At 61.9% G+C, this 26517-nt stretch carries 25 protein-coding genes; 9 read left to right on the top strand and 16 right to left on the bottom strand.

Annotation, left to right across the window (positions count from 1 at the left end; all coding sequences use genetic code 11):
• The first annotated feature begins 124 nt into the window (after positions 1–124).
• Positions 125–1813, top strand: coding sequence for an acid phosphatase (locus tag AX768_RS24125; protein ID WP_062002647.1), 1689 nt, complete (start codon positions 125–127; stop codon positions 1811–1813).
• A gap of 25 nt (positions 1814–1838) precedes the next feature.
• Here the strand turns inward: AX768_RS24125 and AX768_RS24120 are convergent, their stop codons facing one another.
• From AX768_RS24120 to AX768_RS24110, 3 genes are all read right to left on the bottom strand, one after another.
• The gene (locus tag AX768_RS24120; RefSeq protein WP_062003639.1) at positions 1839–3293 is read right to left on the bottom strand and encodes an HdeD family acid-resistance protein; all 1455 of its coding nucleotides are present in this window, start codon (positions 3291–3293) and stop codon (positions 1839–1841) included.
• Positions 3294–3376: 83 nt separating this feature from the next.
• Positions 3377–3760 carry a RidA family protein gene (locus tag AX768_RS24115; RefSeq protein WP_062002646.1) on the bottom strand — a complete coding sequence of 128 codons (384 nt, stop codon included), beginning with the start codon at positions 3758–3760 and terminating at the stop codon, positions 3377–3379.
• Positions 3761–3811: 51 nt separating this feature from the next.
• On the bottom strand, positions 3812–4696 hold the full coding sequence (locus AX768_RS24110) for a LysR family transcriptional regulator (RefSeq protein ID WP_062002645.1): 885 nt from the start codon (positions 4694–4696) through the stop codon (positions 3812–3814).
• A 114-nt stretch (positions 4697–4810) separates the two neighbouring features.
• Here AX768_RS24110 and AX768_RS24105 point away from each other — a divergent pair, with 114 nt between their 5' ends.
• Positions 4811–5707 (top strand): NAD-dependent epimerase/dehydratase family protein, encoded by an 897-nt coding sequence (locus AX768_RS24105; protein WP_062003638.1) that lies wholly within the window; start codon positions 4811–4813, stop codon positions 5705–5707.
• Between the two features lie 70 nt (positions 5708–5777).
• Here AX768_RS24105 and AX768_RS24100 read toward each other — a convergent pair whose 3' ends face one another.
• On the bottom strand, positions 5778–6872 hold the full coding sequence (locus AX768_RS24100) for a malate/lactate/ureidoglycolate dehydrogenase (RefSeq protein ID WP_062002644.1): 1095 nt from the start codon (positions 6870–6872) through the stop codon (positions 5778–5780).
• 117 nt (positions 6873–6989) lie between these two features.
• Positions 6990–8453 (bottom strand): M20 family metallopeptidase, encoded by a 1464-nt coding sequence (locus AX768_RS24095; protein WP_062002643.1) that lies wholly within the window; start codon positions 8451–8453, stop codon positions 6990–6992.
• A gap of 235 nt (positions 8454–8688) precedes the next feature.
• Between AX768_RS24095 and AX768_RS24090 the strand changes: the two genes are divergently transcribed.
• Complete coding sequence (locus AX768_RS24090) at positions 8689–9204, top strand: DUF1993 domain-containing protein (RefSeq protein ID WP_062002642.1); 516 nt, start codon at positions 8689–8691, stop codon at positions 9202–9204.
• Between the two features lie 7 nt (positions 9205–9211).
• On the opposite strand, the gene AX768_RS24085 is transcribed toward AX768_RS24090, so the two are convergent.
• The gene (locus tag AX768_RS24085) at positions 9212–10465 is read right to left on the bottom strand and encodes a virulence factor family protein (RefSeq protein WP_172812019.1); all 1254 of its coding nucleotides are present in this window, start codon (positions 10463–10465) and stop codon (positions 9212–9214) included.
• A complete protein-coding gene (mprF, locus tag AX768_RS24080) occupies positions 10462–13056 on the bottom strand; it encodes a bifunctional lysylphosphatidylglycerol flippase/synthetase MprF (RefSeq protein ID WP_062002641.1) in 2595 nt (864 codons plus the stop codon). The genes AX768_RS24085 and mprF overlap by 4 nt, the downstream gene beginning before the upstream one ends.
• A gap of 377 nt (positions 13057–13433) precedes the next feature.
• Between mprF and AX768_RS24075 the strand changes: the two genes are divergently transcribed.
• Positions 13434–13802, top strand: a complete 369-nt coding sequence (locus AX768_RS24075) for a hypothetical protein (protein ID WP_062002640.1) — start codon at positions 13434–13436, stop codon at positions 13800–13802.
• A 13-nt stretch (positions 13803–13815) separates the two neighbouring features.
• On the opposite strand, the gene AX768_RS24070 is transcribed toward AX768_RS24075, so the two are convergent.
• The 7 genes from AX768_RS24070 to AX768_RS24040 form a co-directional block, all read right to left on the bottom strand.
• Positions 13816–14388: a hypothetical protein gene (locus tag AX768_RS24070; protein ID WP_062002639.1), complete on the bottom strand. Its 573-nt coding sequence runs from the start codon at positions 14386–14388 to the stop codon at positions 13816–13818.
• Between the two features lie 178 nt (positions 14389–14566).
• Positions 14567–14872 carry a BrnA antitoxin family protein gene (locus AX768_RS24065; protein ID WP_062002638.1) on the bottom strand — a complete coding sequence of 102 codons (306 nt, stop codon included), beginning with the start codon at positions 14870–14872 and terminating at the stop codon, positions 14567–14569.
• Positions 14859–15131 carry a BrnT family toxin gene (locus AX768_RS24060; protein WP_062002637.1) on the bottom strand — a complete coding sequence of 91 codons (273 nt, stop codon included), beginning with the start codon at positions 15129–15131 and terminating at the stop codon, positions 14859–14861. Before AX768_RS24060 ends, AX768_RS24065 begins: the two co-directional genes overlap by 14 nt.
• A gap of 143 nt (positions 15132–15274) precedes the next feature.
• Positions 15275–16342, bottom strand: coding sequence for an ABC transporter ATP-binding protein (locus AX768_RS24055; RefSeq protein WP_062002636.1), 1068 nt, complete (start codon positions 16340–16342; stop codon positions 15275–15277).
• Between the two features lie 14 nt (positions 16343–16356).
• A complete protein-coding gene (locus AX768_RS24050; RefSeq protein WP_062002635.1) occupies positions 16357–17190 on the bottom strand; it encodes an ABC transporter permease in 834 nt (277 codons plus the stop codon).
• Complete coding sequence (locus AX768_RS24045) at positions 17187–18050, bottom strand: ABC transporter permease (protein ID WP_155524365.1); 864 nt, start codon at positions 18048–18050, stop codon at positions 17187–17189. The genes AX768_RS24050 and AX768_RS24045 overlap by 4 nt, the downstream gene beginning before the upstream one ends.
• A 177-nt stretch (positions 18051–18227) precedes the next feature.
• A complete protein-coding gene (locus tag AX768_RS24040) occupies positions 18228–19367 on the bottom strand; it encodes an ABC transporter substrate-binding protein (RefSeq protein ID WP_082779058.1) in 1140 nt (379 codons plus the stop codon).
• Positions 19368–19798: 431 nt separating this feature from the next.
• On the opposite strand from AX768_RS24040, the gene AX768_RS24035 reads away from it, so the two are divergent.
• Entirely contained in the window at positions 19799–20569 is a 771-nt protein-coding gene (locus tag AX768_RS24035; protein ID WP_062002634.1) for a DeoR/GlpR family DNA-binding transcription regulator, read from the top strand.
• Here AX768_RS24035 and AX768_RS24030 read toward each other — a convergent pair.
• The gene (locus tag AX768_RS24030; RefSeq protein WP_062002633.1) at positions 20566–22239 is read right to left on the bottom strand and encodes a Na/Pi cotransporter family protein; all 1674 of its coding nucleotides are present in this window, start codon (positions 22237–22239) and stop codon (positions 20566–20568) included. The two genes, AX768_RS24035 and AX768_RS24030, sit on opposite strands and share 4 nt — an antisense overlap.
• 207 nt (positions 22240–22446) lie before the next feature.
• On the opposite strand from AX768_RS24030, the gene AX768_RS24025 reads away from it, so the two are divergent.
• The 4 genes from AX768_RS24025 (at position 22447) to AX768_RS24010 (ending at position 25834) form a co-directional block, all read left to right on the top strand.
• On the top strand, positions 22447–23130 hold the full coding sequence (locus AX768_RS24025) for an HAD family hydrolase (RefSeq protein WP_062003634.1): 684 nt from the start codon (positions 22447–22449) through the stop codon (positions 23128–23130).
• Positions 23131–23197: 67 nt separating this feature from the next.
• Complete coding sequence (locus AX768_RS24020; protein WP_062002632.1) at positions 23198–24475, top strand: NupC/NupG family nucleoside CNT transporter; 1278 nt, start codon at positions 23198–23200, stop codon at positions 24473–24475.
• Positions 24476–24485: 10 nt separating this feature from the next.
• Complete coding sequence (locus AX768_RS24015; protein ID WP_062002631.1) at positions 24486–24875, top strand: cytidine deaminase; 390 nt, start codon at positions 24486–24488, stop codon at positions 24873–24875.
• Positions 24872–25834, top strand: coding sequence for a nucleoside hydrolase (locus AX768_RS24010; protein ID WP_062002630.1), 963 nt, complete (start codon positions 24872–24874; stop codon positions 25832–25834). Before AX768_RS24015 ends, AX768_RS24010 begins: the two co-directional genes overlap by 4 nt.
• Here the strand turns inward: AX768_RS24010 and AX768_RS24005 are convergent.
• Entirely contained in the window at positions 25831–26505 is a 675-nt protein-coding gene (locus AX768_RS24005; RefSeq protein WP_062002629.1) for an alpha/beta hydrolase, read from the bottom strand. The two genes, AX768_RS24010 and AX768_RS24005, sit on opposite strands and share 4 nt — an antisense overlap.
• Positions 26506–26517 lie beyond the last annotated feature (12 nt).

Here is a 26517-nt window from a genome sequence, read left to right as displayed (position 1 = left end):
CGAAATGTGAGGAGCAGCGCGCCTGGGTTGCTTTGACTCTGAAAATTCGACACTATTCTTTCGCACGACCGAGCCGTGGCACCGCGAAGGTGCGCCCTGTCGAGAACCAGGAAGGAGCCTGTGCATGAGCCAGACTGACGATCCGCGTGACGAGCAACCCGCGTCCGACCTGCCCCAGGATCCATTTCGCCGCCGCCTGCTGGTCGCTGGCATGGGCCTCGCCGGCCTGGGCGGATTGTCGCTGAGCGCCTGCGATCTCCTCGATTCCCGCACGGGCACGCCCGAGACCGCTGCCGATCTCGCGCTCGACCGCACGCTGCAGGCAAAAGTCCGGCATATCGTGGTGATTTACGCCGAGAATCGCAGTTTCAGCAATCTGTGGGGCAATTATCCGGGCGTGCAATATCCGCTCGAAGCCGTGCCCGCGTCTCGCTATGTGCAGCTCGACCGCGACGGACGCACGCCTATGCCGGTGCTGCCCAAAATCTGGGGTGGTCTCGTGCCGCAGGCGCAGGAAGTGGACGGCAAACGCTACATGATCTCGGAAAAGCAGATCGACGGTATTGCCAACGGACCCTTTCATCTCGTCGATACCGAAGGCCAGCCGTTGCCCAACGGCGTCATCACGCGTGACCTCGTACATCGTTTCTATCAGAACCAGATGCAGATCAATGCCGGGCGCAACAACCAGTTCGCTGCCTGGGGTGATTCAGGTGGCCTGGTGATGGGGCATTACCGCAACTCGGCGGAGTCGCTGAAACTCTGGAGCATCGCGCAGCAGAACGTGCTGTGCGACAACTTCTTCATGGCGGCTTTCGGCGGCTCCTGGCTCAATCACATCTTCCTGATTTCGGGTCAGGCGCCGCGATATCCCGATGCGCACAACGGGCCGGCGAAAAAGCTGCTGTCCGTGCTCGACGGTGACGATCCGCTAGGTACGCGGCTCAAACTCGCGCCCGACTCGCCGGCCTCGGCGCTTGACGGACCACCCTCGTATGTGAACGACGGCGCGCTTACGGCCGACGGCTACGCGGTCAACACCATGGCGCCGCCTTATCAGCCGAGTAACGTCAGGCCCGCGGAAGGCGGCGATCCGACGCTCGCCGATCCCTCGAATCACAAGGTGTTGCCGCCGCAGACCTATGCGACGATCGGCGACCGCTTGTCGGACAAAGGGGTGGACTGGGCGTGGTACGGCGGCGCGTGGGAGTTCGCGCTCACGCATCGCGACACCGGCATGCTTCCCGACTTCCAGTATCACCACCAGCCATTCAACTATTTCAGCAGCTTCGCACCGGGCACGCTTGCACGCACCCAGCACTTGCGCGACGCCGGCGTGGGCGAGGATGCTTCAACGAACAAGTTCATCGCGGATATCGATGCAGGCCGGCTGCCGCCCGTGGCGTTCTACAAGCCGCAGGGCAACCTGAACATGCATGCGGGTTATGCCGACGTGGAATCGGGCGACCGGCATCTGTCGAATATCGTGGAGCGGATTCAGCGCGGGCCGCAGTGGGACAACACAGTCGTCATCATCACGCACGATGAAAACGGCGGCTGGTGGGATCATGTGGCGCCGCCGAAGGGCGACCGATGGGGCCCCGGATCGCGCATTCCGGCGCTCGTGATCGCGCCGTTTGCAAAGAAAGGTCTGGTCGACCATACGGTCTACGACACGAACTCGATCTTGCGCTTCATCACCCGCGTGCATGGCCTGGTGCCGCTTGAGGGGGTCGTCGCGAGGGACCGGGCGTTTGTGGCAAATGGTGAAGCGCCGCTGGGTGATCTGACTGCGCCGCTCGATCTGGCTTGATGCGGCTTAAGCCCCGGACAAGCCACTACGAAGCCCGCGTGCCGTCCATGCGCCCTGCCCGGGCATCCGCGGCGTCGGATGTTTCTTGTCGCCACTGACGCCGTGAGCGCAGCATCTTGCGCACGGCGAGGCGTGTCATCTTGAGATAGCTGAACGGGCGCGGATCGGCGAGCATGCTTAACGCCCGCGCGTAATCGAGCGTGAGGCCAGGCGTCCACGCCATTGTCGCGGCGCGCTTGCGAATCTGCGCCGCGACCCAGAGTTCGGGTGTGACCAGCAGGCGCAGGAACGAACGCCAGCCGGTGTCGCGGCCATGAAAGGTTCCTACCGTCCCTTCCAGTGCGGCCTCCAGGGCATTGGAGACGGTACTGGAACAATTGCGGTAAGTCAGGTTGTAAGTCGGGTCCTCCCGATACTTCTCCCAGAACGCGTTCAGCCGCTCCGGTCGATAGTTCCGGATACGCACGCGTGTCGTGGATTCGCACCAAGCCGTCGACTCCGTCGGGTAGTCCGGCTGGAACACGCCAGGCACGTTGTTCTCGCGCGTCGCACGGAGGATGCGGCCAAACTCGTCCGGCGAGCGATCGATCTCGACCCCCGGATACAGGCTGATATAAATGCCTTCCGGCGATTCCAGCGCCGCGTGGCCGGTGGAAATGACGCCGTTGGCATCGACGGCGGCAATGTAGCGGTCCACGATCAGCCGCCGGTTTGCCTGCGCCCGCGCAGAGCCGACCGGCGTCCAGACGTGCACGGTCAGGGCTTTTTCGTCGGCGGCGGGCGGCCCGTCCCATTCGAACGGGGCATCGGCTTCGGTGGCACTCGCACTCGCCACGGCTTTCGCGGCTGCCGATTTGTCGGCCATGGCAGGATCGGTAATGACGTCATCGGACAGGGCCAGCGTCTTTTTGGTTTCGGGAGGCAGGCTTTCCATGCGACGCACGCGAAACGCGATCAGCAGCATGTTCCAGCCGCCGAACGCAAGTCCAAGCCCGATCGCATAAGGTGCCGTGCCCACGTAATGCGTCGGATAGGGCTGGAAAAAGAAGACAGCAAGCAGGATTTCGATGATCGCCAGCGCCAGCACCATCCTCCATCGGCTGTAACGGACAACGACCGCCGAGACGGATTGCAGCAGGCCATCGGCGAGAAACAAGGTGCCGAAGATCATCGACAAGACGAAGTTGCCGTGATGATGACCCGCCATGATCAGCAGCGCCGCCAGCACGAAAGCCGCACCCTTCACGTAACGCAGTGTTCGCTGGCCGCCAACGCCCGTACCCGCTGCGGCAAGCGTTGCGATGCCCTCGATCAGCAACAGCCACGCGAAAAAGTGAATGGGAAAGTAGAGGACGCCATCGAGGGCATCGATGAAAACGAGCACGCCGATCACGAGCCAGATGCCGCCGGCCACTGCCAGCGTGATCCATCGGCGGCGCAAGTAGTCGACGCCCAGCAGCAGCAACACGAGTTGGATCATGACGTCACCCTCGATGGACCCGCGTGATTGATACAACCCGGCCATGATAAAAGCGATACCGCGCGGCGCCAACTCACTGCCGACTATTCAACCCAGGCGCGCGCCGCGATCTCGATCAGATATCCATAATGCAGCGCGCCGACCGGCACCACTGCCCGAGCCGGTTTCCACTCGCCGAAGTGGCTCGCGTAGATCTCGTTGAGCGCCTTCCAGTGATCCACGCCGACCAGATAGACAGTCACCTCGATCACATCCTGCAGAGCCGCGCCGGCCGCGGCCAGCACCGTGCTGACGTTTTCGAGCGTTTGCCGCGCCTGCTCTTCGAACGGCAAGTCGCCGGTATGCGTGCCGTCGGGGCGCATCGGCAACTGGCCGGAAACGCAGATGAGATTGCCGGCGCGCGTGGCATGGCTGTAATGGCCGGCGGGAACCGGAAGGCCCGGTGCGTTGATTCGTTCGATAGGCATGAATAGACTCGAATATTAAGAAATGTCAGACGGCAGCATACGACCACCTGCTCACAGCACCAACCGTCCCGCAAGAAAATCGAGGAAGGCCTTGGCGCGTCCGGCCATCGACGCGCTCTGGTAAAACACCGCGCTGACCGGTTGCCTGACGTCGAGCCACGCGCTGTCCATGACGGTCCGAAGGCGCCCGCCCGCGACATCGGCGTGGGTCATGTAGGACGCGAGACATACGATACCGCCGTCGGCGAGAGCAAGCTGGCGCATGGTTTCCCCGCTCGATGCCGCAATGTCCGGCACGATCCTGAAGCGGACGTCGTCACTGAGCAAAGGCCAGTCGTTCAGGCTCTCGGGCGCGGTAAATCCGATCAGCCGATGTCCCTTCAACTCCGCCACCGTTCGCGGCTCGCCGTGCTCGGCAAGATATCCAGGACTCGCGAGTATCCGCAACCGACTGCTGCCGAGCGAGCGCGCGTGCAGCGTGGAATCCTGCAGCGCGCCGATCCGGATCGCAATATCCACGCGTTGCTCCATCAAGTCGACAAACCGCTCGTTGCTGCTCAATTCCAGCACGATTTCGGGATAAGCCGCGGCGAACGCCTGCACATGCGGGACGATGCAATGAAGCATGAACGGCGACGCCGCGTCCACCCGCAAGCGTCCCGCCGGCCGTTCGCGCTGCCGTGCGATGGACTCCTCGGCGTCTTCCACTGCGGCGAGGATGGCCCGGGCGCGCACAAGGAAGAGTTCTCCTTCGTCGGTGAGCTGGAGCCGGCGCGTGGTGCGGCGAATCAGCGTGGAATCGAGCTTGGTTTCGAGCCGCGTGAGCGCGCGGCTGACACCCGAAACCGTTTGCTGCAAAGCTTCCGCGGCGGCCGTGATCGAACCGGCGTCGATCACGGTCACGAAAGCGAGCAATTCTTCGGTGGTGGTTTTCATCGTGCGATTGTTGATGCATAGTCAAGATTGATTTGAGACTAACACCGTTTTTGCGAAAGTAGAACCGAGCGATACTAGGTCAATCGATTCAGGAATCATCAAAGGAGAATGGACATGAAGGTATTTGTAACGGGCGCAAGCGGGTTTATCGGCGGAACAATCGCAGCGCACCTCGCGCGCAACGGACATCAGGTTCGCGGGCTGATCCGCCGCGCCGATCAGGCGGCCGAACTGAAGCAACTGGGCGTGGAGCCTGTGATCGGCACGCTCGATGACCGCGATCTGCTGATTGCCGAAGCCAGGGCCGCCGATGGCGTCATCAACGCCGCGAACAGCGACCATCGCGGCGCGGTGGAAGCGTTGATCGAAGGGCTGGCGGGATCGGACAAGCCGTTGCTGCATACGAGCGGATCAAGCATCGTCGGCGACGCTTCCGGCGGCGAAGGCTCGGATGCGATCTACCACAAGGACACGCTGCCGGAACCGACCGCCGATAAAGCGGCGCGCGTAGCCATCGACAACCTCGTGCTCGACGCAGCCACCCGTGGCGTGCGCGCCTCGGTGCTGTGCAACACGCTGATCTACGGTCACGGCGCCATGAAAACCGCGAAAAGCGTCCAGTTGCCGCGCCTGCTTTCCCAGGCGCAGAAAAGCGGCATCGTCCGGCATGTCGGGCCGGGACGTAATATCTGGTCGAATGTGCATATCGACGATGTCGCCGACCTCTATGCTCGCGCGCTGGAAAAGAGCCCGGCGGGCACGTTCTATTTCGTCGAGAGCGGCGAAGCGGCGTTCCACGAAATGACCAGGGCGATGGCCGAGGCGCTGAATCTGGGCGAACCGCAAGACTGGCCGCTCGAAGAAGCGAAGAAGGAATGGGGCTATGAAATGGCGTCGTATGGGCTGGGATCGAACAGCCGGGTTCGTGGCAAGCACGCGCGTGAATTGCTCGGATGGACGCCGAAGCGCACGTCGGTGACCGACTGGATTCGCGACGAGATGCTCAAGTAAGCGCTTATTGCCTGAAACAGCGCGGCCGGTTGCGAAACCGGCCGCGCTGTTTTCCATCCGGCTGAAGCGGCTAGCGCAGCGCTTTCAGATAGCCATCGATTTCCGCGGCAGGCATCCCCGCCTTCACCGCCGCGTCATGGATCTGCTGCCACGTCGTCGGATCGACGGGCACGCCCTTCACTTCCAGTTCCGCGCGCCGCGCGCGCTCCGGTTCGCCCGGAACCATGATCCTGTCCGTATTCGCGGCAAGCGGCGAGGCTTTAACCCATTCCACGAACGCGTCCGCTTCCGCTTCGGCATCGGGTGCATCGAAGGCCTTCGGATTGACGATCACCGACGTCATGCAGTTGATGATGGCGTTGGTGGTATCGAGCGTGCTTTCATGCGTCGTGTAGCCACCCGACAACGCGCCGCCGAAAATCTCGCACATCGCGGCGAGGCCGTAGCCTTTGTGTGCGCCCATCGCCGTCAACGACCCGAACGGTGCTTCATGCATGACTTTCGGTTCGACGGTCGGCACGCCCGCATGGTCGATCAGATGTCCTGGCGCGACCTGCACGCCCTTGTTGTACGCCACGCGCGTCTTGCCGTAAGCAATGCCCGAGGTCGCGAAATCCAGCACGAGCGGTTCGCGCCCTTCACGCGGGAACGCGGCGCAGAACGGGTTCGTGCCGAAGCGGCGATCGATACCGCCAAACGGCGCGACCAAGGGATCGCCCGCCACATTGACGAAGTGAAACGATACAAGCCCGGCCGCCGCGCATTGCTCGGCCCAATGCCCGATGCGCCCGATGTGATGCGCATTGCGCAGGCCGACCGCGCACACGCCGAGCTTTTGAGCGCGCTCGATGCCGTGTTCCATCGCCTCGAACGCCACGACCTGCCCGAACCCTTTCTTCCCGTCGATAGTCAGCACCGCGCCGGCGTCACGGACGATTTCGGCGTGCGTGTTGAGCTTCAGTTCACCGTCGCCGAGTGAGGCCATGTAGCGCGGGATCATGCCGACGCCATGGGAATCGTGACCCGACATGTTCGCCATCACGAGGTGATCGGCAACCAGTTGCGCTTCGCGCGGCGTGCTGCCGGCATGCGTCCAGATCGCGCTCACATAGGCGTGCAAGGTATCGTGGGGAATCCGTGCTTCGGGCGTGTTTTCAGTGTTCATGCGACTGCGTCTCCTGACATGAAAGTGCTGCACAACAAATTCGATGGTGTGCCTGGCCATACAAAACGAAAAGGCGCGCTGGAAGCTGCGCGCCTTTTCATTATCGATGACAAGTCTTCAAGGCGTTGCGGCAATCACTTCGGCGACCGTCGCCGTGAGTTTTTTGGCGAACGGCACGTGCAGGAATTCATTCGGGCCGTGCGCATTCGATCTTGGTCCCAGCACGCCGCACACCATGAACTGCGAACGTGGGAAACCCGCCTGCAACGTGCTCATCAGCGGAATGGTGCCGCCCTGTCCAAGGAACGCGACGTCTGCGCCAAAATGCCTGCGCGATGCGTCGTTCAATGCTTCGTCGAGCCACGGCGCGAGGTCCGGTGCGCTCCAGCCCGTCGCTTCGCCGCGCTCGGCCTTGAACGTGACCTTCGCGTTGTAAGGCGGATCGGCTTCGAGCAAGGACTTGAGTTCGGCGAGCGCCGTAGTTGCCTCGACCAGCGGCGGCAAACGCAGCGAGAGCTTGAACGCGGTGCGCGGGCGCAGGACATTTCCGGCATCGATCAGCGATGGCAAACCCGCCGCCCCGGTCACCGCCAGCGACGGCCGCCAGGTGGAGTCGAGCAGCGCCTGACGCGGATCGGTGGTGACGGGCAATACCGTGCCGCCGTTCTGGCCGCAGGTCCAGGGCAACTTCTTCCAGACATCGTCGCCGAGAATTTTTGCCGTCGCTTCGGCTTCCGTCAAACGCCGCGACGGGATATCGCAATGAAACCCCTTCGGCAGCAGATTGCCCGTGCTCGAATCCTCGAGCCGTTCGAGCAACCGGCGCATGATCCGGAAAGTCGATGGCGCAATGCCGCCGTTCGTGCCGGAGTGGATGCCTTCGTCAAGCACTTGTACTTCCAGGTCACCCGCAACCAGGCCGCGCAGCGACGTGGTGAGCCATAACTGATCATAATTGCCGGCGCCCGAATCAAGGCAGACGACGAGGCTGACTTCTCCGAGCCGATCGCGCAGCGCGTCAACATATGGCAGCAGATCGTAGCTACCCGATTCTTCACACGTTTCGATGATGCCGACGCAACGCGGCCGTTCGATGCCTTGTGCATCGAGCGCGGCGATGGCGCTGATGGATGAGTACGTCGCGTACCCGTCGTCCGCGCCGCCGCGGCCGTACAGCTTGCCGTCTTCGAACTTGGGCGACCATGGGCCCAGGTCGCGGCGCCAGCCGTCGAACTCGGGTTGCTTGTCGAGATGGCCATAGAGCACGATGGTGTCGCGGCTGTTCGAACGCGTGGCCGGCGCCTCGAAAAAGATCACGGGTGTGCGATCGGGCAAGCGGATTATCTCGACTTTCAGGCCACGCACCGGCTGACGTTCGGCCCATTGCGCGGCATCCGTAATCACACGCTCGATGAAACCGTTCTTCATCCAGTCGAGATCGAACATGGGGCTCTTTGCAGGCACCGCGATGTAATCGGTCAGCGCGGGCAGGATCTCGTCATCCCACTTGCGGTCGATGAATTCACGCAAAGCGTCACGGTCGATGCGCTGTGTTTCTTGTGTAAGGTCGTCTGAGATCATGACGGGCGTCCCGGCCGTTTAAAAACGAATGATAGCCGGGATTGGCGGCGCTTCGGGCGCGGAATTGCCCGTGGAACGAATGCGAATCGAACGCTGATATCAATGGGACCGCTTCCAGCAAAATCGGGCACAATCAGTTCCAATCAGGCGCGATCAGTCGAAAAAGCGCTACACGTCGCGTCCCGGTATGCTGAGGCCCCGTCCAGTCAGGACTGAGTAAAAAAGGAACACCGCCATGTCCGTATCCATGTATCGCGCAAGCATTCCTGTATTCATCCGCGGTCTCGACGTACTCGTTTCACTGATCGCCAAAGCCGAAACCCACGCGAAGGAGAAAGGACTGGGAGACACCGACATCACGTCGACCCGGTTGATCGAAGACATGCTGCCGTTCACCGGACAGATCCAGCGCGCAAGCGATACATCGAAGCTTTCGGCGGTTCGTCTTTCAGGCGTCGAAGCGCCGAGTTTCGACGACACCGAAACGACCTTCGCCGAGTTGCGTGAACGCTTGACGAAAACGTTGGCGTATCTGAAAAGCGTCGATCAATCGACGCTCGAAGGCAGCGAAACGCGCGAGGTCACGCTGAAGCAACGCGCTGGTGAAATAACGTTCAGTGGCAGCGACTACTTGTTTTTATTCGCGCTGCCAAACTTTTATTTCCACGTGGTGACCGCGTACGACATCCTGCGCCAGCTCGGCGTGCCGGTCGGGAAACTCGATTACCTGGGCGCGATGCAATCCGCCTGACCGGACTTCAGGTTCGCGCGGCAATCTGTTTCTGCCAGCTCGTCAGAATACGTCGCGCGAGCACGGCGTAGTCGCCGCCGAAATGGTGATCGCCACTCGTCTTGATCACTTCGATGCCCGTCCTGGTCAGCGCCGGGCATAACGTGTCTTCCTCGGCCTCGCCGTAGATGCACTGAACGATTCCCGGCGGCAGTTTCGCCAGTTCCGGGCGCACCTTGAACGCGTCCTTGCTTGCGGGCATGCCAAGCCAGCCGGTCACCCGGATCTGGAAATCGGCATCGGGTGCAAAGCCCATGAGCGAAACCATCGATACCTTCGCGCGCACCGCGTCGGGCAGACGGTTGTAGGCGAACGGCATCACGTCCGCGCCGAACGAGTAGCCAATCAGCGCGACGTGCTCCGAATGCCAGCGGGCGCTGTACGCCTGGATCACGCGTGCCAGATCATGCGCGGTCTGCTCGGGCGTTTTCGCGCTCCAGAAATACCGCAAGCTGTCGATGCCAATCACCGATACCCCATCCTTCTGCAATGATTCCGCGACGGTTTTATCGAGATCGCGCCAGCCGCCGTCGCCGGAAATCACGATGGCAAGCAGGTTCGTCGGATGGGCGGCGGGCAGCTCGACCAGCGGCAGATCGGACACGTCTTCGTCGTGCATCGGCTCGATCTTCAGGTGCGGCACGGCGAGCGCCAGCAGCGCATCGGCTTTCGATGTGGCGGCGGGCTGCGTGGTTTTATCGAAGAAACCGGGCAGGCCTTTCGCGTGCGTGATGGTCGGATCGGGCGGGCACAGATTGAAACGCGAGTCGAGCTGCGCGTCGGGATTCAGCGCGAGCGCGCCCGCGACCGTGTTGTCCGGCGCCTGCGACAGGATCTTCGTGGCGAGTACGCCGCCCTGGCCGGAACCCATCAGGATCGGCGCGAAGTAACGGTCCGACTGCACTTCGCGTTCGAGCTGATGGCTGAGCGCTTCGGCATCGCCGACGAGGTTGTGGCAGCTTTCTTTCTCCGACGGCAACTTCGCGGCGTAACGCGTGGTGTCGACGCCTACGACCATCGCGCCGTTTTTGGCGAGCGCATCGGCGGTCTGGGTGTCGGCGGGGGTCCAGGTTTTATCGGAGAAGAGCACGATAAAACCGCGCATCGGACCAGCAGGTTTCGTGAACTGCACATCGCCGTAACGGCCGCCGGGAATCGTGGCGGCATGGGCCGCTGAAACAGCAAGCAATGAAACGAACGCAATCTTGCTGAAAAAATTCATGACCGCCAGCCTCCCGCCAGCAACGAGAGATCTGCAAGCGTGAAAAACACGCCCACCGAGCCGGATGCCGCGAGATAACGCGGCTCCCAGCGCGGCTGGAACTTGCTCTTGAAACCGCGCAAGCCCCGGAAATTGTAGAAACGCCCGCCAAAGCGCCAGACGAGACCGGCGAGCCGGTGCCATGGCGAGGCAAGCGGCGTCGGCTGCATGCCGGACAGCGGCGCGATGCCAAGACTCAGCGTCTGGTAACCGGCCTGCTTCAAATGCAGCGCAAGCTTGGTGAAGAGATATTCCATTGCATACGGCGATGCATCGGGCACGTGGCGCATCACGCCGACCGTGGCTTCCGTATTCATGTCGGTGGTCATGAACGTGACGAACGCCACCGGCTTGCCTTGCTGGCGAACGAGCAACACGGATTGCGCCGCAAGGTAATCGTCGTTGAACGCCGCGACCGAAAAGCTTTTCTCACGTGCTTCGCGGCCGTTCAGCCAGGCATCGGACACTTCGCGCAGCATGGGCATGGCGTACGGCACCTGTGCGGAATCGATGACTTCGACATCGAAACCATCGCGCTCGCCACGCTTTAACGCATAACGCAAATGCGCGCGATGCGAGCCCTTCAAGTCGAAATCTTCCAGCACGACGTGCGCTTCCTCGCCGAGTTTCATCAGGGTGAGACCGGCATCGAGATAAAGCGGCAGGGCATCCGCGCGAACCTGGTAAAACGCGGCGCGGCCGCCATGCGCGTGCGCCATTTCAACGAACCGGCGGATCAGTTCCGCCCATTCGCGGCGCGGGCCGACCGGATCATGAAGCGCCGCCCAGGTGCGGCCGTGCTTGGCGTACATCAGGAAGGCTTCGCGCGATGAAGAGAAGAGGAAACTCTTGTCGCCCATCATCGCGAGGCCGGCGTCGCTGCGTTCCTGTGCGCGGAAAATGCGGGCGGCATCGAGGAGATCCTGCGCCGCGGGTTTTTCGAAACGGCCGGCGGCTGGACGCAACAATTGCCAGACGGCGAAGAGCGCTGCAAACAGGCCCGCCGCCAGCGTGGCGCGCAAGGCGCGGGGGGCGCGTTCATCGAAGGCGAATTGCCACCAGAGATCGCGGCTGTAGTTGATATCGCGGAAGGCGAACAACATGATCCAGACCGCCAGCACGATCACGATCCCCACCGACACCAGCCAGCTCGCCGTGAAGCGCTCCGAGAGCAGCGACGAACGCCGGTTGAAGCGGTCGCGCGTGGCCAGCAGCAGCACGATCAGCAGCGCGAGCACGCCGGTCTCGACAAACGCCAGCCCCTTCGCCAGCGACAGCGCCAGGTTGGCCACCGCGAGCGTGATTGCGAGCCACCATGCGGCGTCGAGCCGGCGCAGCAGCCCGCGCGCGACAAACAACAGCACCACGCCCAGCACGCTTCCGAGCAGTTGCGAGCTTTCCAGCACCCATAACGGCAACACGGCCTGCAGCACCGCGATGCGCTTGCCGAACGCGGGCGTCGCGCCCGAAATCACGAGCATGCCGCCCACCACGAACGTCACCACGCTCAGGAACAAGGGCGCGAGCTGCGACACATTCGAAGGATTGAGGAACGTGAACCTGCCCTTCAGCGCGCGGCCTTCGAAACCGGCCAGCACGGCGGTCGCCACGATCAGCGGCAGGCCGAAGTAGATCGCGCGATAGGCAAGGAGCGCGGCCAGCATGGCCGGCGTATTGACGCTGCCGCCGAGCGCGAAGACCATCGCCGCCTCGAACACGCCGACGCCGCCAGGCGTATGGCCGATCAGACCCAGCAGCATGGCAGCCGAGAACACCGTCAGGAATTCGCCGAAACCGACCTGCGCATGCGGCAGCACGGCCCAGAGCGCGAGCGCGGCGGCGCAGACATCGAGGGCGGCAAGAATGAGTTGGGCAACCAGGTCGCGGCGCGACGGAACGGTGACGGCCAGCCACTTCCAGCGCGACTGCAGCGTTCGCGATGATTTGCCGCACAGCGCGATCATCACCGCAAAAATGGCCAGGATCGCGGCGCCGCTGAACCGGAGCAGTTCCGGCGAAGCGTGCAGCATGGCCGCGAGCGTATCCGCCGCGCACACCATGCCGATCGCCGTCATCAGCGCGAGCGCCAGCGCCAGCGTGACGCTGGTGAATACCGTCAGGCGGCCGACCTGCGCCGGCGTAATGCCCGCCACGCCGTACACGCGGCAACGCACGGCGCCGCCTGTCAAAGCGCCGAAGCCGGTTGCGTTGCCAAGCGCCGACGCGACCGTCGCGCCGACCCACAGCACGGAATGCGGCACTTTGGCGTCGAGGTACCGGAGGCCTACGGCATCGCGGCCGACCAGCGCCGCGTAGCTCAGCGCGGTGGCAAGGAGCGCACCGGCCCACGCCTCGAAGGAGAGCGCGAGAAGCTGGTGAACGACCGTCTTATAGTTGACCGCGTGCGACAAGTGCTGGAAAACCACCAGCAGCAGCGCGCACACGACGAGCGCAAGGACCGGGGCGGTGAAACGCTGCAACCGCCACGACCGTGTTAAACGGAGCAGCGATTCCGGCTGAAGAACTGAACGAACGACATTTCTGCGAGACATGCGAATTACCGGACTTGCTCCAACGCTTTCCAGCCTTGCGGCCATGTAGCGTTCTTGTTGGTTCTTGTTTCTGATCGGCTGCGCGCCGGACCGTTGTCGCTCTTCCCCGCGCTCCCAGGTTTCATAAACCTGAACGGAACGTTACGGTTAGCAACGCCTGTATATCGGCGATGGTTGACTGGACTTAAGAAAAGTCGGCGATTCTATGCTTTTTATCCGCGGCGGGTTCCGTTATCGCGCGGTAAGCGCGGTTTGCCAAGCGGTTTCCGGCGCTTTCCGGGCGCTTTCTTTACGAGGAATCGGCCAAGCGGGTAGCATCTTGGCTCCAGTGCACGCCCCGGCGGTGCATCTATCATCGATAAAAAAGGTTCTACCGAATGAAAACGCCACGCCTTGCTGCCGCTCTTGCCTTGACCGTTACCGCCGCTGTGACGGCGCTCGCCCTGGGCGGCTGCGTGACGCAATACGATTCGCTCGTGAAGACCGTGCCGGTGGGTTCCGGGACGTCGCATCTCGCCGTGCTGCCATTCGCCGCATGCGTGAAGGCACATTGGGCCGCGCGGCCGCTTAAGACGGGCGAATACACGCCCAATGCCGACGGCGACGTCATCACCGTGCATGGCGCCAAAGGCGAGACCCTGCTGCTGATCGACGCAGAACCCTCGGCGAACGGCACGGGCTATACGATTTACGGCGATATCGTGGGCGCAGCGGTGTACGTGGCCGATGCCCACAAGTGCGACTGACCGGCCCTCGCGCTCAGCTCGCGCCGCCCTTCATATCGACATAAGCCTGGTGCGTGCCGACGATCCGTCCGATCAGGTACCCGTCGGACGCGCACGCATTCACGCGCTGGTCGCCGTTCCAGACAATCTTGTATTGCTCGTCCTGCAGACGGATGCCAGCAGGATCGAACTGGGCTTTCGGCGGCGTCGCGGGTTTGCCCGAGTCGCGCAGTTGTTCCATGAGCAGGCGGTTCCACGTGTACGCGTAGCCATACTCGACGCCATCGGCAAACGCGTCGAGATCGCAGACCTGCTTGGGCGGCGTGATCGAAACCTCGGTCTTGTAACCGCTGGGGCCGCCGACATCGATGCGTTGGACGCCCGGCGCGCCCGACGCCCCGGCTGCGATCGCCTCGGCGGAACGATTACGCGACTGCGGTTTGGATTGAGCCGCGACGACAGCCGCCGAGGCCGCGCTGGGGAGCGCGGTTGCGGCGTTTTCGGCGGGAGGAACGGGCGCACAGGCGCTCAGAAGAAGTATCGATGCGGCGAAAAAGGCGCCAGATGCACGTACGCCCGCAAATTTGAAATGGGTGTTGAAAATCACGCTTTAGCTGTCCGTCTCAAAATAAACCGGACCCTACCTTAACATTTTGAGACGGCGGGGGAGATTGTGCCGGGTTTCGACGCGGTCCTGAGGCGAGCGGCGCCGAAAAAACAAGGGCCGCTCCGGTTGATGACCCGGAACGGCCCTGACGGGCAGACCCGCACGACGGCGGGCTGGCTCAAGCGATCTTCAACGGATGCTCGCTCAGATAAACCCGCAGCGCGTTGTTCATGCGCGTCTGCCAGCCATCGCCCGTTGCGCGAAACGCTGCGATCACATCCGCGTCGTAACGGACGCTGACCTGCTCCTTCGGATGCTCTTTTGGCGGCCGCCCCATGCGGCGTTCTGCCATGTATTCGGGAAACGGGCGCAGCGCCTTGAATTCCTCGGCCGACAATTCGTACGTGTCGGGATCGGCGGCGATACCGCGGTTGATTGCAGCCTCTTCTTCCGGCGAATGCCGAAGCAGTTTAACTTTGCTCATGTTCGTTAATCTCTCTGTAGTTCGCCCGGCGAAGGCTGATGACTCGAATAGCGCCGTCCCGCGGCGTGAACACAACACAGTGAAGACGGTCGTCGAGCAGGCCATACCCGACAAGCCGCTCTTCGCGATAGTCCCGCCGCGTATCCGCTTGAATACGCAGAGCATTCCAGTCGAGGTCCCCGGCGTCGGCCAGCGACAATCCATGCTTGCGCTGATTCGACGCGTCCTTTTCCAAATCAAACATCACGTACTGTTTCATTTATTGTAGATGCAAAAAGTCTGGAGGACAAGGTTGTTGCCGATGCGTGCGCCGCGCGATGGCAAAAAAAAACCGTTCCACGATGTGCGGAACGGTTCTCTATAACTTGCAGGCCAACTGTACCCGGTCGATGCTTTTGCCTGTCAAGCCCCTTCTTCCAGTACCAGCAGATTCTCGTGCGAAAAGCCCAGCGCCACGGGCTGCCCTCGTTCGGGCAAGCGTCGATTCGGGTCGTTGAAGACATCGAGTGAAATCACGGACTGGTCCACGCGCGTCCTGATGCGCACCACCGCGCCGAGGAAGTTCACCTCTTCCACGGTGGCCGCAAGCGTGTTGCGCCCGTTTGCCGGCGCTTCGAGCACGATGGCTTCGGGGCGCACGGCAAGCATGCGCTGCTTGCCGGTATCGCTGGAACTCAATGCATGCGAGGTCCGCAATTCCTGTCCGCCGACCACTATCCGGCCGCTCGCCGGGTCGACTACTTGCCCCGACAGCAGATTCAGCGTGCCGACAAACGACGCCACGAAGCGCGTGCGCGGAAAGTTATAGATCTCCGATGGCGTGCCGATCTGCTCGACCCGTCCTTCGTTCATGACGACGATCCGGTCCGATATCGACAGTGCCTCTTCCTGATCGTGCGTGACGAATATCGATGTAATGCCAAGCTCGCGCTGCAGGCTGCGAATATCCTCACGCAATGAGACGCGGATCTTGGCGTCGAGCGCGGAAAGCGGTTCGTCGAGCAACAGCACTTGCGGCTTGTTTGCGAGCGCCCGGGCAAGCGCCACGCGTTGCTGCTGGCCACCCGACAACTGCCACGGATATCGGTCCGCCAGCTTCGGCAACTTGATGAGCGCGAGCATCTCCTCCACGCGCGACTTGATCTCGGCTTGCGGGCGGCGCAAGACCTTCAGCCCGAACCCTATGTTGTCCGCCACCGTCATGTTCGGAAACAGCGCGTACGACTGGAACACCATGCCGACCTTGCGTTGCCGCGTGCGCAGGTAGGTCACGTCGCGGCCGCCGAGCTTGATCGTGCCTCGCGTCGGTGTTTCGAAGCCTGCGATCATGCGCAGCACCGTGGTCTTGCCGCAGCCCGAGGGGCCGAGAAACGTGATGAACTCACCGCGCTCGATCTGCATGTCGAACTGATGCAGGACCGTGTTCGTGCCGAACGTCTTGCTCAGGTTTTCGATCTCGAGAAGTGCCATGACAAACCGACCTTTTAAGTTTTTTGTCCGGCGATGGAACGCGCCGAGCCGAAGACCTGGATAAGCCCCATCGAGGCCCACGTAATGGCAAACGCGATGATTGCAAGCGCCGATGGTTCATACGCGCGATTGGCGCCGATCAATTGCAGATAAGGACCGAACGCGGGACGATTCAGCAGGCTCGCGAGCGTGAATTCGCCGATGACCACCGCGAACGTCAGGAACGCGCCCGACAAGATTCCCGAGCGCACGTTCGGGAAGATGATCTTGAAGAGGATGGTGGGCCAGGTCGCACCGAGACATTCGGCGGCTTCCGTCAAAGAGCGGACATCGACGGCGCGCAGGCCGGCGTCGACGGAGCGGTACATGTAGGGCAAACACAGCGTGACGTATCCGCAAATCAGCAGGAAATCGGTTGCGCGTTCATTGCCGGTCAGCGGCAAGAAAGAACTGCTGTTGTAGACATGCAGATAACCGAACACGATCACGATGGCCGGGATCACCAGCGGCAACAAGGTGATGAACTCGATCAGCGGACGCAGCTTCGGCAAGCGCAACTGGACCCAGTAAGCGGTCGGAACCACGAGCAGCACGCCGAGCACGATCGCAAATACGCCCATCAGAATGGAGTATCCGAACGATGCCTGGAAATGCGGGTCGGTAAGCACGACGCGGTAGGCGTCGAAGCTATATTCGTTGCGGCGCATCTTCAGGCTGAACTCGATGGTCGCCAGCAGCGGCAGCAGGAAATACGCCGCGCCGATAACCATCGCGATCCACGCGCCCGCCCGGGTCTGCGCACGTACCTTGTTGTCGGGCGTGAGAGTGACTGTGGCGGCAGTGCTCATCGACGACCCCTTTCAGCGCGCGAGCGCAGCCAGATATACCCGCCGTTGGACAAGCCGGTGACCAGCACCATGCCGAGCGCAAGTGCGTAACCGAGGTTCTCGTTGTGCAGCACGTCGCCGCGAATCTGCGCATACAGCACGATCGGCACGATATTGAGCGAGCTTCCGGTCAACGCATAAGCGGTTGCGACCGCGCCGAACGCATTGGCGAACAACAGCAGCGTGGCGCCCAGCACGCTCGGCCAGAGCACGGGCAACGCCACGTACATCCAGTAATGGAAAGCACTGCCGCCAAGACAATCGCACGCCTCGCGCCATTCTCGCTTGAGGCCATCGAGTGCGGGGGTGATGATCAGAACCATCAGGGGAATCTGGAAATACAGATAGGTCAGCGTCAGGCCGGTGAAACTCAGGATGCTGAAGCCCGTGGAATAGAGGTTGATGCCCACGTACTTTTTCAGCAGCACCGTAACCAGTCCAACGCGTCCCAACGTGCAGATGAATGCAAACGCGAGCGGCACGCCCGCGAAGTTCGACGCCACGCCGGAGAATGTCATCAACGTGGGACGAATCCATACGGGCAACTTTCCCTGCACCGCAGCCCATGCAAGCAGGAGCCCGAGAAAACCGCCACCCAACGCCGACGCCGCGCTGACCTTGAAGCTGATCCAGTAGGCATCGAGTACGCTGGGTTGCAGCAGCTCGCGGAAGTTGGCGAGCGTGAAATGCCCCTGCGCGTCCTGGAACGCGCCGACCATCAGCCACGCAGTGGGCAGCAGCAGGAACAAGACTGCGAATGCGAAAAACGGCAGGACGCCAAGATAGTTCCACGCCGGCGACACACGTCGCGCCGCTTTCATGCCGGGACCCAGCGAGGGGTCCTCATGCACGGACATGGGCGCGGCGATCTTCGATGAAGTGCTCATGATGTCGCTCTGAACTGACAGGCCGCGCCGGGAAGACCACCCGAAGCGCGAACCGGAAGGACGGCCGGAACTCAGGTTGAACCCGAGGTCCGGAAGCGCCCGTGCATTGCATTACTTCACGTTGGCGCCGACCACCTGGTCCCACTGCTTCGTGATGAGCGCTTTCGAAGCATTCTGCTCGTCGAGCGTCGGAAACACGACGTTTTTGTAAGCCGATGGCGGCGGCAGCTTGGCAAGCAGCGCAGCCGGAATCTTCTTGTTGGCTTCGAGATCCTTGAAGCGGATCGGGTGGCAATAACCGGTGAGCCAGCCAAGCTGACCTTCATCGGAATAAAGGTATTCCATCCACAGCTTCGCTGCGTTCGGATGCGGTGCGTAGGCGCTGATCCCTTGCACATACACGCCCGCGACCACGCCTGTCTTCGGGACGACAACCGCGACCTTCGGATTGCCCTTCAAGGTATCGCGATCCGCCAGGGCGTTGTAGTCCCAGCGCACGATGATCGGCGTCGTGCCCTGCGCCAGCGACGCCGCCTTGCCGATAACCGGCACGAAGTTGCCGTTCTTGTTCATGCTGCCGAAGTAGCTCAAGCCTGCGGCGCCGGCCTTCGATGCATCGCCTTTCGCTTGCGACAATCCCGCTGCGTAGACGGCCTGGATGGCCTGGTTCGCCGAACGAGGATCGCCCGCGAGTGCAACGGCATTCTTGTAGTCCGACTTGAGCAGGTCCGGCCAGTCGGCGGGAACCTTGTCCATCATGTCGGTATTCACTTCAAACGAGAGTACGCCGTAATAGTCGCCGTACCAGTAGCCGTCCTTCTCCTTGGCCGAATCAGGAATCGATGCCCAGGTCGACACCTTGTAAGGCTGCAGCAAGCCGGCGGCTTGCGCGGTCGGTCCAAACGACAGACCCACGTCGATCACGTCGGGCGCTTGCGGCCCCGTGTTGCCCTTGTTCGCCTTGATGGCTTCGACTTCATCGCCGGAACCCGCATCGGGATTCAGCTCGTTGACCTGGATGCCGTACTTCGCCTTGAAGCCCGCGATCACCGCGCCATAACCGCACCAGTCGTGCGGCAACGCGATCGTCGTCAACTGCCCTTCTTTCTTCGCTGCCTCGATCAACGCCGCCGGCGGCGCCCCCACGGCATGGCCCGCGAGCGCGGTGAGCGTGGCGATGGCCGCCGTGATGGAGGCCTTGGCCGATGTCCTGCGAAAGGTCGAAGTCACTCGCAACCCGTCTTGATTCATGGTGTTTCCATCCTCTGCCTGACGTGCTTCGTTTTTGGAATGTTGCTGCAGCGTACCTGCTGCCTGAATCCGAAACTTGTTTTAATGCGCACACATTTGGCGCGCACGCGACTCTGGCGGCCAAATATTTAAGAACTATGACGACGGCTAAAAAGACAGTAATTCGAGACTGATTTCAGCACCGCAGGAAAACGCCTGGAGCGATCTGCAAGTGTGACGAAGAGACTAAGTTCAAATACCCAAATTCGCAAGTATCCAAAAAAATGCAACCTGAAAGTCATCGGTTCTTGTTAATCTTTCGGTTGGAGAGATGGGGGAAACCTTCTAGAAACAGCTCATTAATATTGGCGACATGCGGATGACACACGTTTTGTGGTCGCATGCCAGGGCACACGGCAATGTGCCCGACTTCAACGCTCAAGGAACGCCGCATGTGGCAGGAAGATCGTCATCAGAGAATTCGAGCGCTGCTTGCAACGCTCGAGCGCGTATCGACCGAGCGCATCATGGCCGAGCTCGGCGTGTCGCGCGAGACGGTCAGGCGCGACCTGGTGGATCTGGAAGCACTGGGTGAATTGAGGCGCGTGCACGGCGGCGTCACGCGGCCTGCTGACGAAGCGCCCATTGCCGAGCGCAGCCACACGCACGTCAAATCCAAGAACGCGATTGCGCGCGCGGCTACGGCGCTGGTCAGCAGCGGTCAGACGCTGTTCATAGATGCCGGCACGACTACCGCAATCCTTGCGGAAGAACTCGCAAAACTCGCCAACCTGACCATCATCACGAACTCTATCGACGTCGCGCAGAAGATGCGTTCGACCAGCGAAAAGACCGAGACGAGCAACGAGATCATCCTGCTCGGCGGCTCCCTCAGCGACCGTGCGTTCGCGACAGTGGGCGGCACGACGGTCGCCGAGATCATTCGATACCGCGCCGATATTGCGCTGCTTTCGCCGGTTGCGATCGATCATCGGCATGGCGCGACCAATTTCGATCACGCCGAGACCGAAGTCGCGCGCGCGATGGTCGCGCATGCCGATCGCGTGGTGATCCTGGCCGACTACAGCAAGATTGGCCAATGCAGCCGGATCGCGTTTTGCCCGATCAGCCGGGTAGATACCCTGATCACCAACAAGAAAGGCGCCGAAGGTCCCGCGTTGCTTTCATTGCGCAAGAAGCTGCCGCAAGTGATCCTTGCCTAGACGCTGTCGTTGCCATACGTTGCATCGAGTACGCGGCGTCGCAGCCGCGTCTCCCGCAAGGCGCCGGCGGCATCGAGCACCGGATAGGCCGTGGAGCAGAAGAGCGAGTTGAGCCGCTTCAGATCGCTGATGATGTCAAGGTGCAAGGCACTCGTTTCGATACTCCGCGCGCTCTGTCCCGCCAACCGGTCCAGATGCGCGTATGAATAGCTCCGCTCCAGGTCACGAAAGCGTTCTTTCTCCGCAAGCAGGCGCTCGGCGCTGCGCAGATCACTGTTCAGAAAAACGCTCAGTCCAAGCTGCAGGTTCAGGATCACGCGCGCATGCAGGTCCTCGAGCTCGCTCAGGCCTTCTGACGAGAACGCCAGCCGATGCATGATCTTCTTCTCCTGAATATTCATCACCACCCGCTCGATGATGTCGCCCGCATGCTCCAGATTGATGGTTAGCGTGATGATGTCGGTCCATCGGCGGCTGTCGGCTTCGTCGAGCTGTTCGCGGGAAATCCGCGCCAGATACGTCTTCACCGCTGCGTACAACTGATCGACGTCGTCGTCCATGCGGATCGTCGTTCGCGCCTTGACCGGATCATTCGTGCGCATCAGGTCGAGCAGGTTATCGAGCATCGTGCGGATGATGTCGCCTATGCGCAGCGCCTCGCGCGCCGAATTTGCCAGCGCGAGCGTCGGCGTGGAAAGCGCGACGGGATCGAGATAGAGCGGCCGCAACTCGGGATTCATATCCGGGCGGTCCGGCAGCAGCCGATAACACAAGCGCGCAACGTGCTCGACCAGCGGCATGCACGCAAGGCAACGCACGAGGTTATAGACGAGATGAAATGTGATCACCGACTCGCGCGGGTACGCGATCACCGCGCCAAGCCCCTGCGCAATCCACGGCGCGAACGGCAGCACGATCAGCGCGCCGACCAGCTTGAAAAACAGGTTGCCCAGCGCCAGGCGGCGGCCGGCCTGGTTCTGCCCCATCGTTCCGATCACTGCCAGCAAGCCGCTTCCCAGGTTCGCACCGACCACCAGACACACGGCGACCTTCAGCGAAATCACGCCGGACGATGCCAGCGTCGCAGTCAGCAGAACAGCGGCAAGACTGGAGTACGAGATCATGGCGAAGGCCGCGCCGACCAGCGTGTCGAGCATGGAATCGCCCGTGAGCGCGCCGAACATGACCTTCACGCCCTCGCCCTGCATCACGGGACGCGCCGCCTCGACAATCAGATGCAGCGCCAGCAGGATCAGCCCCAGCCCGATGACCGTGCGGCCGATCTGCCCCACGCGCGTTTGCTTGAACGACAAAAACGCGATGACGCCGCCCAGCAACAAAATAGGCGAGAGCCATGAAAGATCGAGCGTCAGCACGCGCGACATCAACGCGGTGCCGACGTCGGCGCCAAGCATGATGGCTAGCCCAGGCGCCAACGGCAGCAGTCCTTGCGCTGCAAATGACGACGCCAGCACGGCCGTTGCGTTGCTGCTCTGGACCAGGCTCGTCACGCAAAGGCCCGCGCCGAATGCGCGAAAGCGGCTGTTCGTGCTGCGCGCGAGCACGCGCCGCAACTCGGCGCCGAGTACCCGCAGGATGCCGGTGCGGACAATATGCGTGCCCCACACCAGGACCGCCACGCCCGACAGGATATTCAAGAGAGTCAACATGTGGCCACTTCCGTTAATCGTTCCCACTGTAACGCCATTGACACATGATGCCACGCAAACGAGTTGTACAATTTTGCATTGTTGTAGTTTTGGGTATTTCCCGATAGGATCGACCGCACTCATCGACCCTGCGCGGGCCATCGTATGCCCTTGCGTTCTGTCGCGTTTTTTACCTGCAATCCAAGGGCCGCAAGCATGAACCAAGGCATGAGCCGAACTCTCGCGCTGTTCGATCTGGACCACACGCTGCTGCCGCTCGACAGCGACCAGTCGTGGGCGCGCTTTTATGCCACGCTCGGCTTCGAAGGAAGTGCCGACCACGTCAGGGAGATCGATGCGTTCTATCAGCAGTACGCAGCCGGAAAGCTCGACATGGACGGGTATCTGAAACTGACTCTCGCTCCGCTCGCCCGTCATTCGCGTGCGGACCTGGATGCGTGGCACGACGCCTTCATGAAGTCAGTCATAGAACCGGCCATTCGCCCTGAAGCGCTCGCGCTGCTGCGCCGTCATCTCGACGCGGGCGACCTGTGCTGCATCGTGACGGCGACAAACGCATTTGTCACCGCGCCGATCGCAAAGGCGCTGGGCGTGGAACACCTGCTGGCGATCGATCTGGACACTGAAGGCGACGATCCGCTCGGGCGCTACACCGGCCGCTCCGTGGGCGTCGTGACGTTTCGCGAAGGCAAGATCGTCAGGACCGAGCAATGGCTTGCATCGCAGGGATTGAAGCTGAGCGACTTCAAGGAAAGCTACTTCTACAGCGATTCGGTCAACGACGTCCCGCTCATGGAACGCGTCACGCATCCTGTTGCGACCAATCCCGATTTCCGGCTGCGTGCGATCGCGGCCGAGCGCAACTGGCCGGTCATCGAACTCTTCGCGTAAGCCGGGTTTTATTCATACGCCATATGGCGTAGCATCTCGGCCATTCTTACAACAGACGTAGAGAGACATGGCCCTGATCGCCCGCAATCTGCTCGGCATTGCCGTCCTGCTGTTCATCGCTTTCATCTTCTCCAATAACCGCCGTGGCATCCGCTTGCGCACCGTCATACCCGCACTGCTCGCGCAGATTGGAATCGGTGCGTTCATCCTGTTCGTGCCCTTCGGCAAAAGCATCCTGGCGGCTGCCGCAGCAGGCGTGAATCACGTGCTTGGGTATGGCAACGCTGGGATCGAATTCCTGTTCGGCGGACTGGTGCAATCGAAGATGTTCGAGATCTTCGGCGATGGCGGTTTTGTCTTCGCCGTGCGGGTCTTGCCCGCCATCATCTTCGTGACCGCGCTGATCGCAGTGCTCTATTACCTCGGCGTCATGCGCTGGATCGTGATCATTCTCGGCACGATCTTCCAGAAGCTGCTCGGGGTCTCGAAGCTCGAATCGTTTTCTGCCGTCACCACCATCTTCCTCGGGCAAAGCGAAATGCCCGCGGTCGTGAAGCCGTTCGTGCGCGACATGACGGGCGCGGAATTGTTCGCGGTGATGTCAAGCGGCATGGCGGCGGTGGCCGGCTCGGTGCTCGCGGGCTACGCCGGACTTGGCGTGAAAGTCGAATATCTGCTCGCGGCTTCGTTCATGGCCGTTCCCGGCGGATTGCTGTTTGCGAAGATTCTGCATCCGTCGACGGAAGCGAGCCGCGTCACACTGGAACATCTCAGCTTCGATGAAAAACGTCCCGCGAATGTAATCGAAGCAGCGAGTTCCGGTGCAACCGTTGGCCTCAAGATCGCGGTGATGGTCGGCGCGATGCTGATTGCGTTCGTCGGCCTGATTGCTTTGTTGAACGGGATCGTGGGTGGAATCGGCGGATGGTTCGGCGCGCCGCATCTGTCGATGCAGTCCGTGCTCGGCGCCATCTTCGCGCCGCTCGCATACCTGATCGGCGTACCGTGGGACCAGGCCGCGCTCGCCGGCAACTTCCTCGGCCAGAAGATCATCCTGAACGAGTTCGTGGCATATGCGTCGCTGTCTCCCTATTTGAAGGACTCCGCAAGCGTCGCCGCGGCGGGTCTCCAGGTGCTCGATCCGCGTACCATAGCGATCTTGTCATTCGCGCTGTGCGGCTTCGCGAACTTCGCGTCCATTGCCGTCCTGACCGGCGGCTTCAGCGCGGTGGCTCCGGAACGGCGCGCGGAAGTGGCGCGCTACGGCCTGCGAGTCGTGCTCGCCGCCACGCTCTCGAACCTGATGAGCGCGACGATTGCAGGCATGTTCCTGACGCTCAATTAAGGAAAAGATCATGACCATGGACAAATTGCTCGACCGGGCGAAAACCGCACGCGAACGGGCCTATGCACCCTATTCGAAGTTCAAGGTCGGCGCTGCGCTGCTCACAAAAGACGGCCGCATTTTCGATGGCTGCAATGTAGAAAACGCATCGTACGGATTGTGCAACTGCGCGGAACGCACGGCGTTTTTCAGCGCGATTGCCGCGGGCTGCAAACGCGATGAATTCGCGGCGCTGGCCGTGATCGGCGACACCGATGGCCCCATCGCACCATGCGGCGCGTGCCGGCAGGTGATCATCGAACTGGGCGGCCCGGAGCTCGCCATCCGCCTTGGCAACCTGCAGGGCGCGACGCGTGATACCACCGCCCGCGAACAGCTTCCGGACGCCTTCTACCTATGACACAGCACAAGGTCATCTACGACACGGACCCGGGCGTCGATGACGCCATGGCGCTCGTCTTCCAGGCGCTGCATCCGGATATCGAACTGCTCGGGATCACGAGTGTGTATGGGAACGCGACCATCAGTACCACCACGTCCAACGCGCTTTACCTGCGCTCGCGATTCTGTCCCGGCGTGCCGGTCGCGCGTGGCGCTGGGGCGCCGTTGCATCGCGCGCCGCCCGCGCCGCTCGGCTGGATCCACGGCGACAACGGGATGGGCAATATCGAACTCGGCGAACCCGGGGATACATTGCTGGACGAGCGTTCGGCGCATCGATTCATTATCGATACCATACGGGCCCAGCCCGGTGGAGTAACGCTGATCGCGGTCGGTCCGCTGACAAATCTCGCGCTCGCACTCGAAGCCGATCCGGAGATTGCAACGCTCGTGAAGCAGGTCGTGATCATGGGCGGCGCATTTGGAACGGCGGGCGTGCTCGGCAATGTGTCGCCGGCGGCCGAAGCCAACATCATGTGCGATCCCGATGCCGCCGATATCGTGCTCGGCGCGCCCTGGCCCGTGACCGTGGTCGGCCTGGACGTGACGCAGGAGACCATCATGCCCAACGATTGGCTCGCCGGATTTGTCGACCAGGGCGATGCCGGCCGTTTCGTGTGGGACGTCTCGCGTCACTACGCGCAATTCCACAAGGACAGCGCAGGACTCGAAGGGATATACGTCCACGATTCGTCTGCGGTGGCGTACGTGCTCGCGCCCCACCTCTACACCGTGCGCAATGGTCCCGTGCGGGTGGTGACAAGCGGCATTGCAACCGGCGAAACAATCCAGAAACCGACGACCATGAAGGCGCCTGCGCCGGACTGGGATGATCGTCCGGCGCAATCCGTGTGCATCGGCGTGGATGCCGCCGGCATGCTCGACCTGTACAAAAAAACTTTCTTCAAAGCGCTTTAATTGCTCAGTTGCGCGCCGAACCACGCGCGCAACGCCTCCACTTCTTCGGCACAGACCGAGTGCGGCATCGGATATTGATGCCACTCGATCTTGCAGCCGTGGGACAGCGCGAAGTCGCGTCCCTGCACGGCCAGTTCCAGCGGAAGAACCGGGTCCTGCGTGCCGTGCGCAGCAAAGATCGGCGTCTCGCGGTTTGCTTCGCTAAAGGCGGCATCGATCAGACCCGGCGACGGTACATAACCCGACAAAACGATCAGGCCGGCAAGCTTCTCAGGATGTGTCAGGCCCGCTGTATAAGTCATCGCGCCGCCTTGCGAGAAGCCTGCAAGGAAGATCTTCGATGTCGGGATGCCCCGTTCGTTTTCCCGCGCGATCAGATCGCGAATGCGGTCGCAGGAGGCCTTGAGACCGGCTTCATCGACGCGCCGGTTCACGCCATCGAACGAAAGAATGTCATACCACGCGCGCATCACGTAGCCGTTGTTGCCCGTCACCGGCATTTCGAGCGCGTTGGGAAACACGAAGCGCACGGCAGGCAGATCGCCCAGGCGCAACTCCGGCACGAGCGGGATGAAGTCGTTGGCGTCGGCGCCCAGGCCGTGCATGAGGATCACGGCAAACTCGGGATTCGGCGCGGTTTCCACGTCGATGGTGGACAACAAGTCGGTCATGAACTGGACTCC

It is taken from the genome of Burkholderia sp. PAMC 28687 (assembly GCF_001577465.1).
Classification (GTDB): domain Bacteria; phylum Pseudomonadota; class Gammaproteobacteria; order Burkholderiales; family Burkholderiaceae; genus Caballeronia.
Note: the sequence above shows the minus strand (reverse complement) of the source record. Positions and strands in the feature narration are given on the sequence as shown.

Excerpts from the sequence above, each read along its gene's own strand:
- AX768_RS24125 (WP_062002647.1), top strand. The coding sequence starts at position 125 with ATGAGCCAGACTGACGATCCGCGTGACGAGCAACCCGCGTCCGACCTG.
- AX768_RS24120 (WP_062003639.1), bottom strand. The coding sequence starts at position 3,293 with ATGATCCAACTCGTGTTGCTGCTGCTGGGCGTCGACTACTTGCGCCGC.
- AX768_RS24115 (WP_062002646.1), bottom strand. The coding sequence starts at position 3,760 with ATGCCTATCGAACGAATCAACGCACCGGGCCTTCCGGTTCCCGCCGGC.
- AX768_RS24110 (WP_062002645.1), bottom strand. The coding sequence starts at position 4,696 with ATGAAAACCACCACCGAAGAATTGCTCGCTTTCGTGACCGTGATCGAC.
- AX768_RS24105 (WP_062003638.1), top strand. The coding sequence starts at position 4,811 with ATGAAGGTATTTGTAACGGGCGCAAGCGGGTTTATCGGCGGAACAATC.
- AX768_RS24100 (WP_062002644.1), bottom strand. The coding sequence starts at position 6,872 with ATGAACACTGAAAACACGCCCGAAGCACGGATTCCCCACGATACCTTG.
- AX768_RS24095 (WP_062002643.1), bottom strand. The coding sequence starts at position 8,453 with ATGATCTCAGACGACCTTACACAAGAAACACAGCGCATCGACCGTGAC.
- AX768_RS24090 (WP_062002642.1), top strand. The coding sequence starts at position 8,689 with ATGTCCGTATCCATGTATCGCGCAAGCATTCCTGTATTCATCCGCGGT.
- AX768_RS24085 (WP_172812019.1), bottom strand. The coding sequence starts at position 10,465 with ATGAATTTTTTCAGCAAGATTGCGTTCGTTTCATTGCTTGCTGTTTCA.
- mprF (WP_062002641.1), bottom strand. The coding sequence starts at position 13,056 with ATGTCTCGCAGAAATGTCGTTCGTTCAGTTCTTCAGCCGGAATCGCTG.
- AX768_RS24075 (WP_062002640.1), top strand. The coding sequence starts at position 13,434 with ATGAAAACGCCACGCCTTGCTGCCGCTCTTGCCTTGACCGTTACCGCC.
- AX768_RS24065 (WP_062002638.1), bottom strand. The coding sequence starts at position 14,872 with ATGAGCAAAGTTAAACTGCTTCGGCATTCGCCGGAAGAAGAGGCTGCA.
- AX768_RS24060 (WP_062002637.1), bottom strand. The coding sequence starts at position 15,131 with ATGAAACAGTACGTGATGTTTGATTTGGAAAAGGACGCGTCGAATCAG.
- AX768_RS24055 (WP_062002636.1), bottom strand. The coding sequence starts at position 16,342 with ATGGCACTTCTCGAGATCGAAAACCTGAGCAAGACGTTCGGCACGAAC.
- AX768_RS24050 (WP_062002635.1), bottom strand. The coding sequence starts at position 17,190 with ATGAGCACTGCCGCCACAGTCACTCTCACGCCCGACAACAAGGTACGT.
- AX768_RS24045 (WP_155524365.1), bottom strand. The coding sequence starts at position 18,050 with ATGAAAGCGGCGCGACGTGTGTCGCCGGCGTGGAACTATCTTGGCGTC.
- AX768_RS24040 (WP_082779058.1), bottom strand. The coding sequence starts at position 19,367 with ATGAATCAAGACGGGTTGCGAGTGACTTCGACCTTTCGCAGGACATCG.
- AX768_RS24035 (WP_062002634.1), top strand. The coding sequence starts at position 19,799 with ATGTGGCAGGAAGATCGTCATCAGAGAATTCGAGCGCTGCTTGCAACG.
- AX768_RS24030 (WP_062002633.1), bottom strand. The coding sequence starts at position 22,239 with ATGTTGACTCTCTTGAATATCCTGTCGGGCGTGGCGGTCCTGGTGTGG.
- AX768_RS24025 (WP_062003634.1), top strand. The coding sequence starts at position 22,447 with ATGAGCCGAACTCTCGCGCTGTTCGATCTGGACCACACGCTGCTGCCG.
- AX768_RS24020 (WP_062002632.1), top strand. The coding sequence starts at position 23,198 with ATGGCCCTGATCGCCCGCAATCTGCTCGGCATTGCCGTCCTGCTGTTC.
- AX768_RS24015 (WP_062002631.1), top strand. The coding sequence starts at position 24,486 with ATGACCATGGACAAATTGCTCGACCGGGCGAAAACCGCACGCGAACGG.
- AX768_RS24010 (WP_062002630.1), top strand. The coding sequence starts at position 24,872 with ATGACACAGCACAAGGTCATCTACGACACGGACCCGGGCGTCGATGAC.
- AX768_RS24005 (WP_062002629.1), bottom strand. The coding sequence starts at position 26,505 with ATGACCGACTTGTTGTCCACCATCGACGTGGAAACCGCGCCGAATCCC.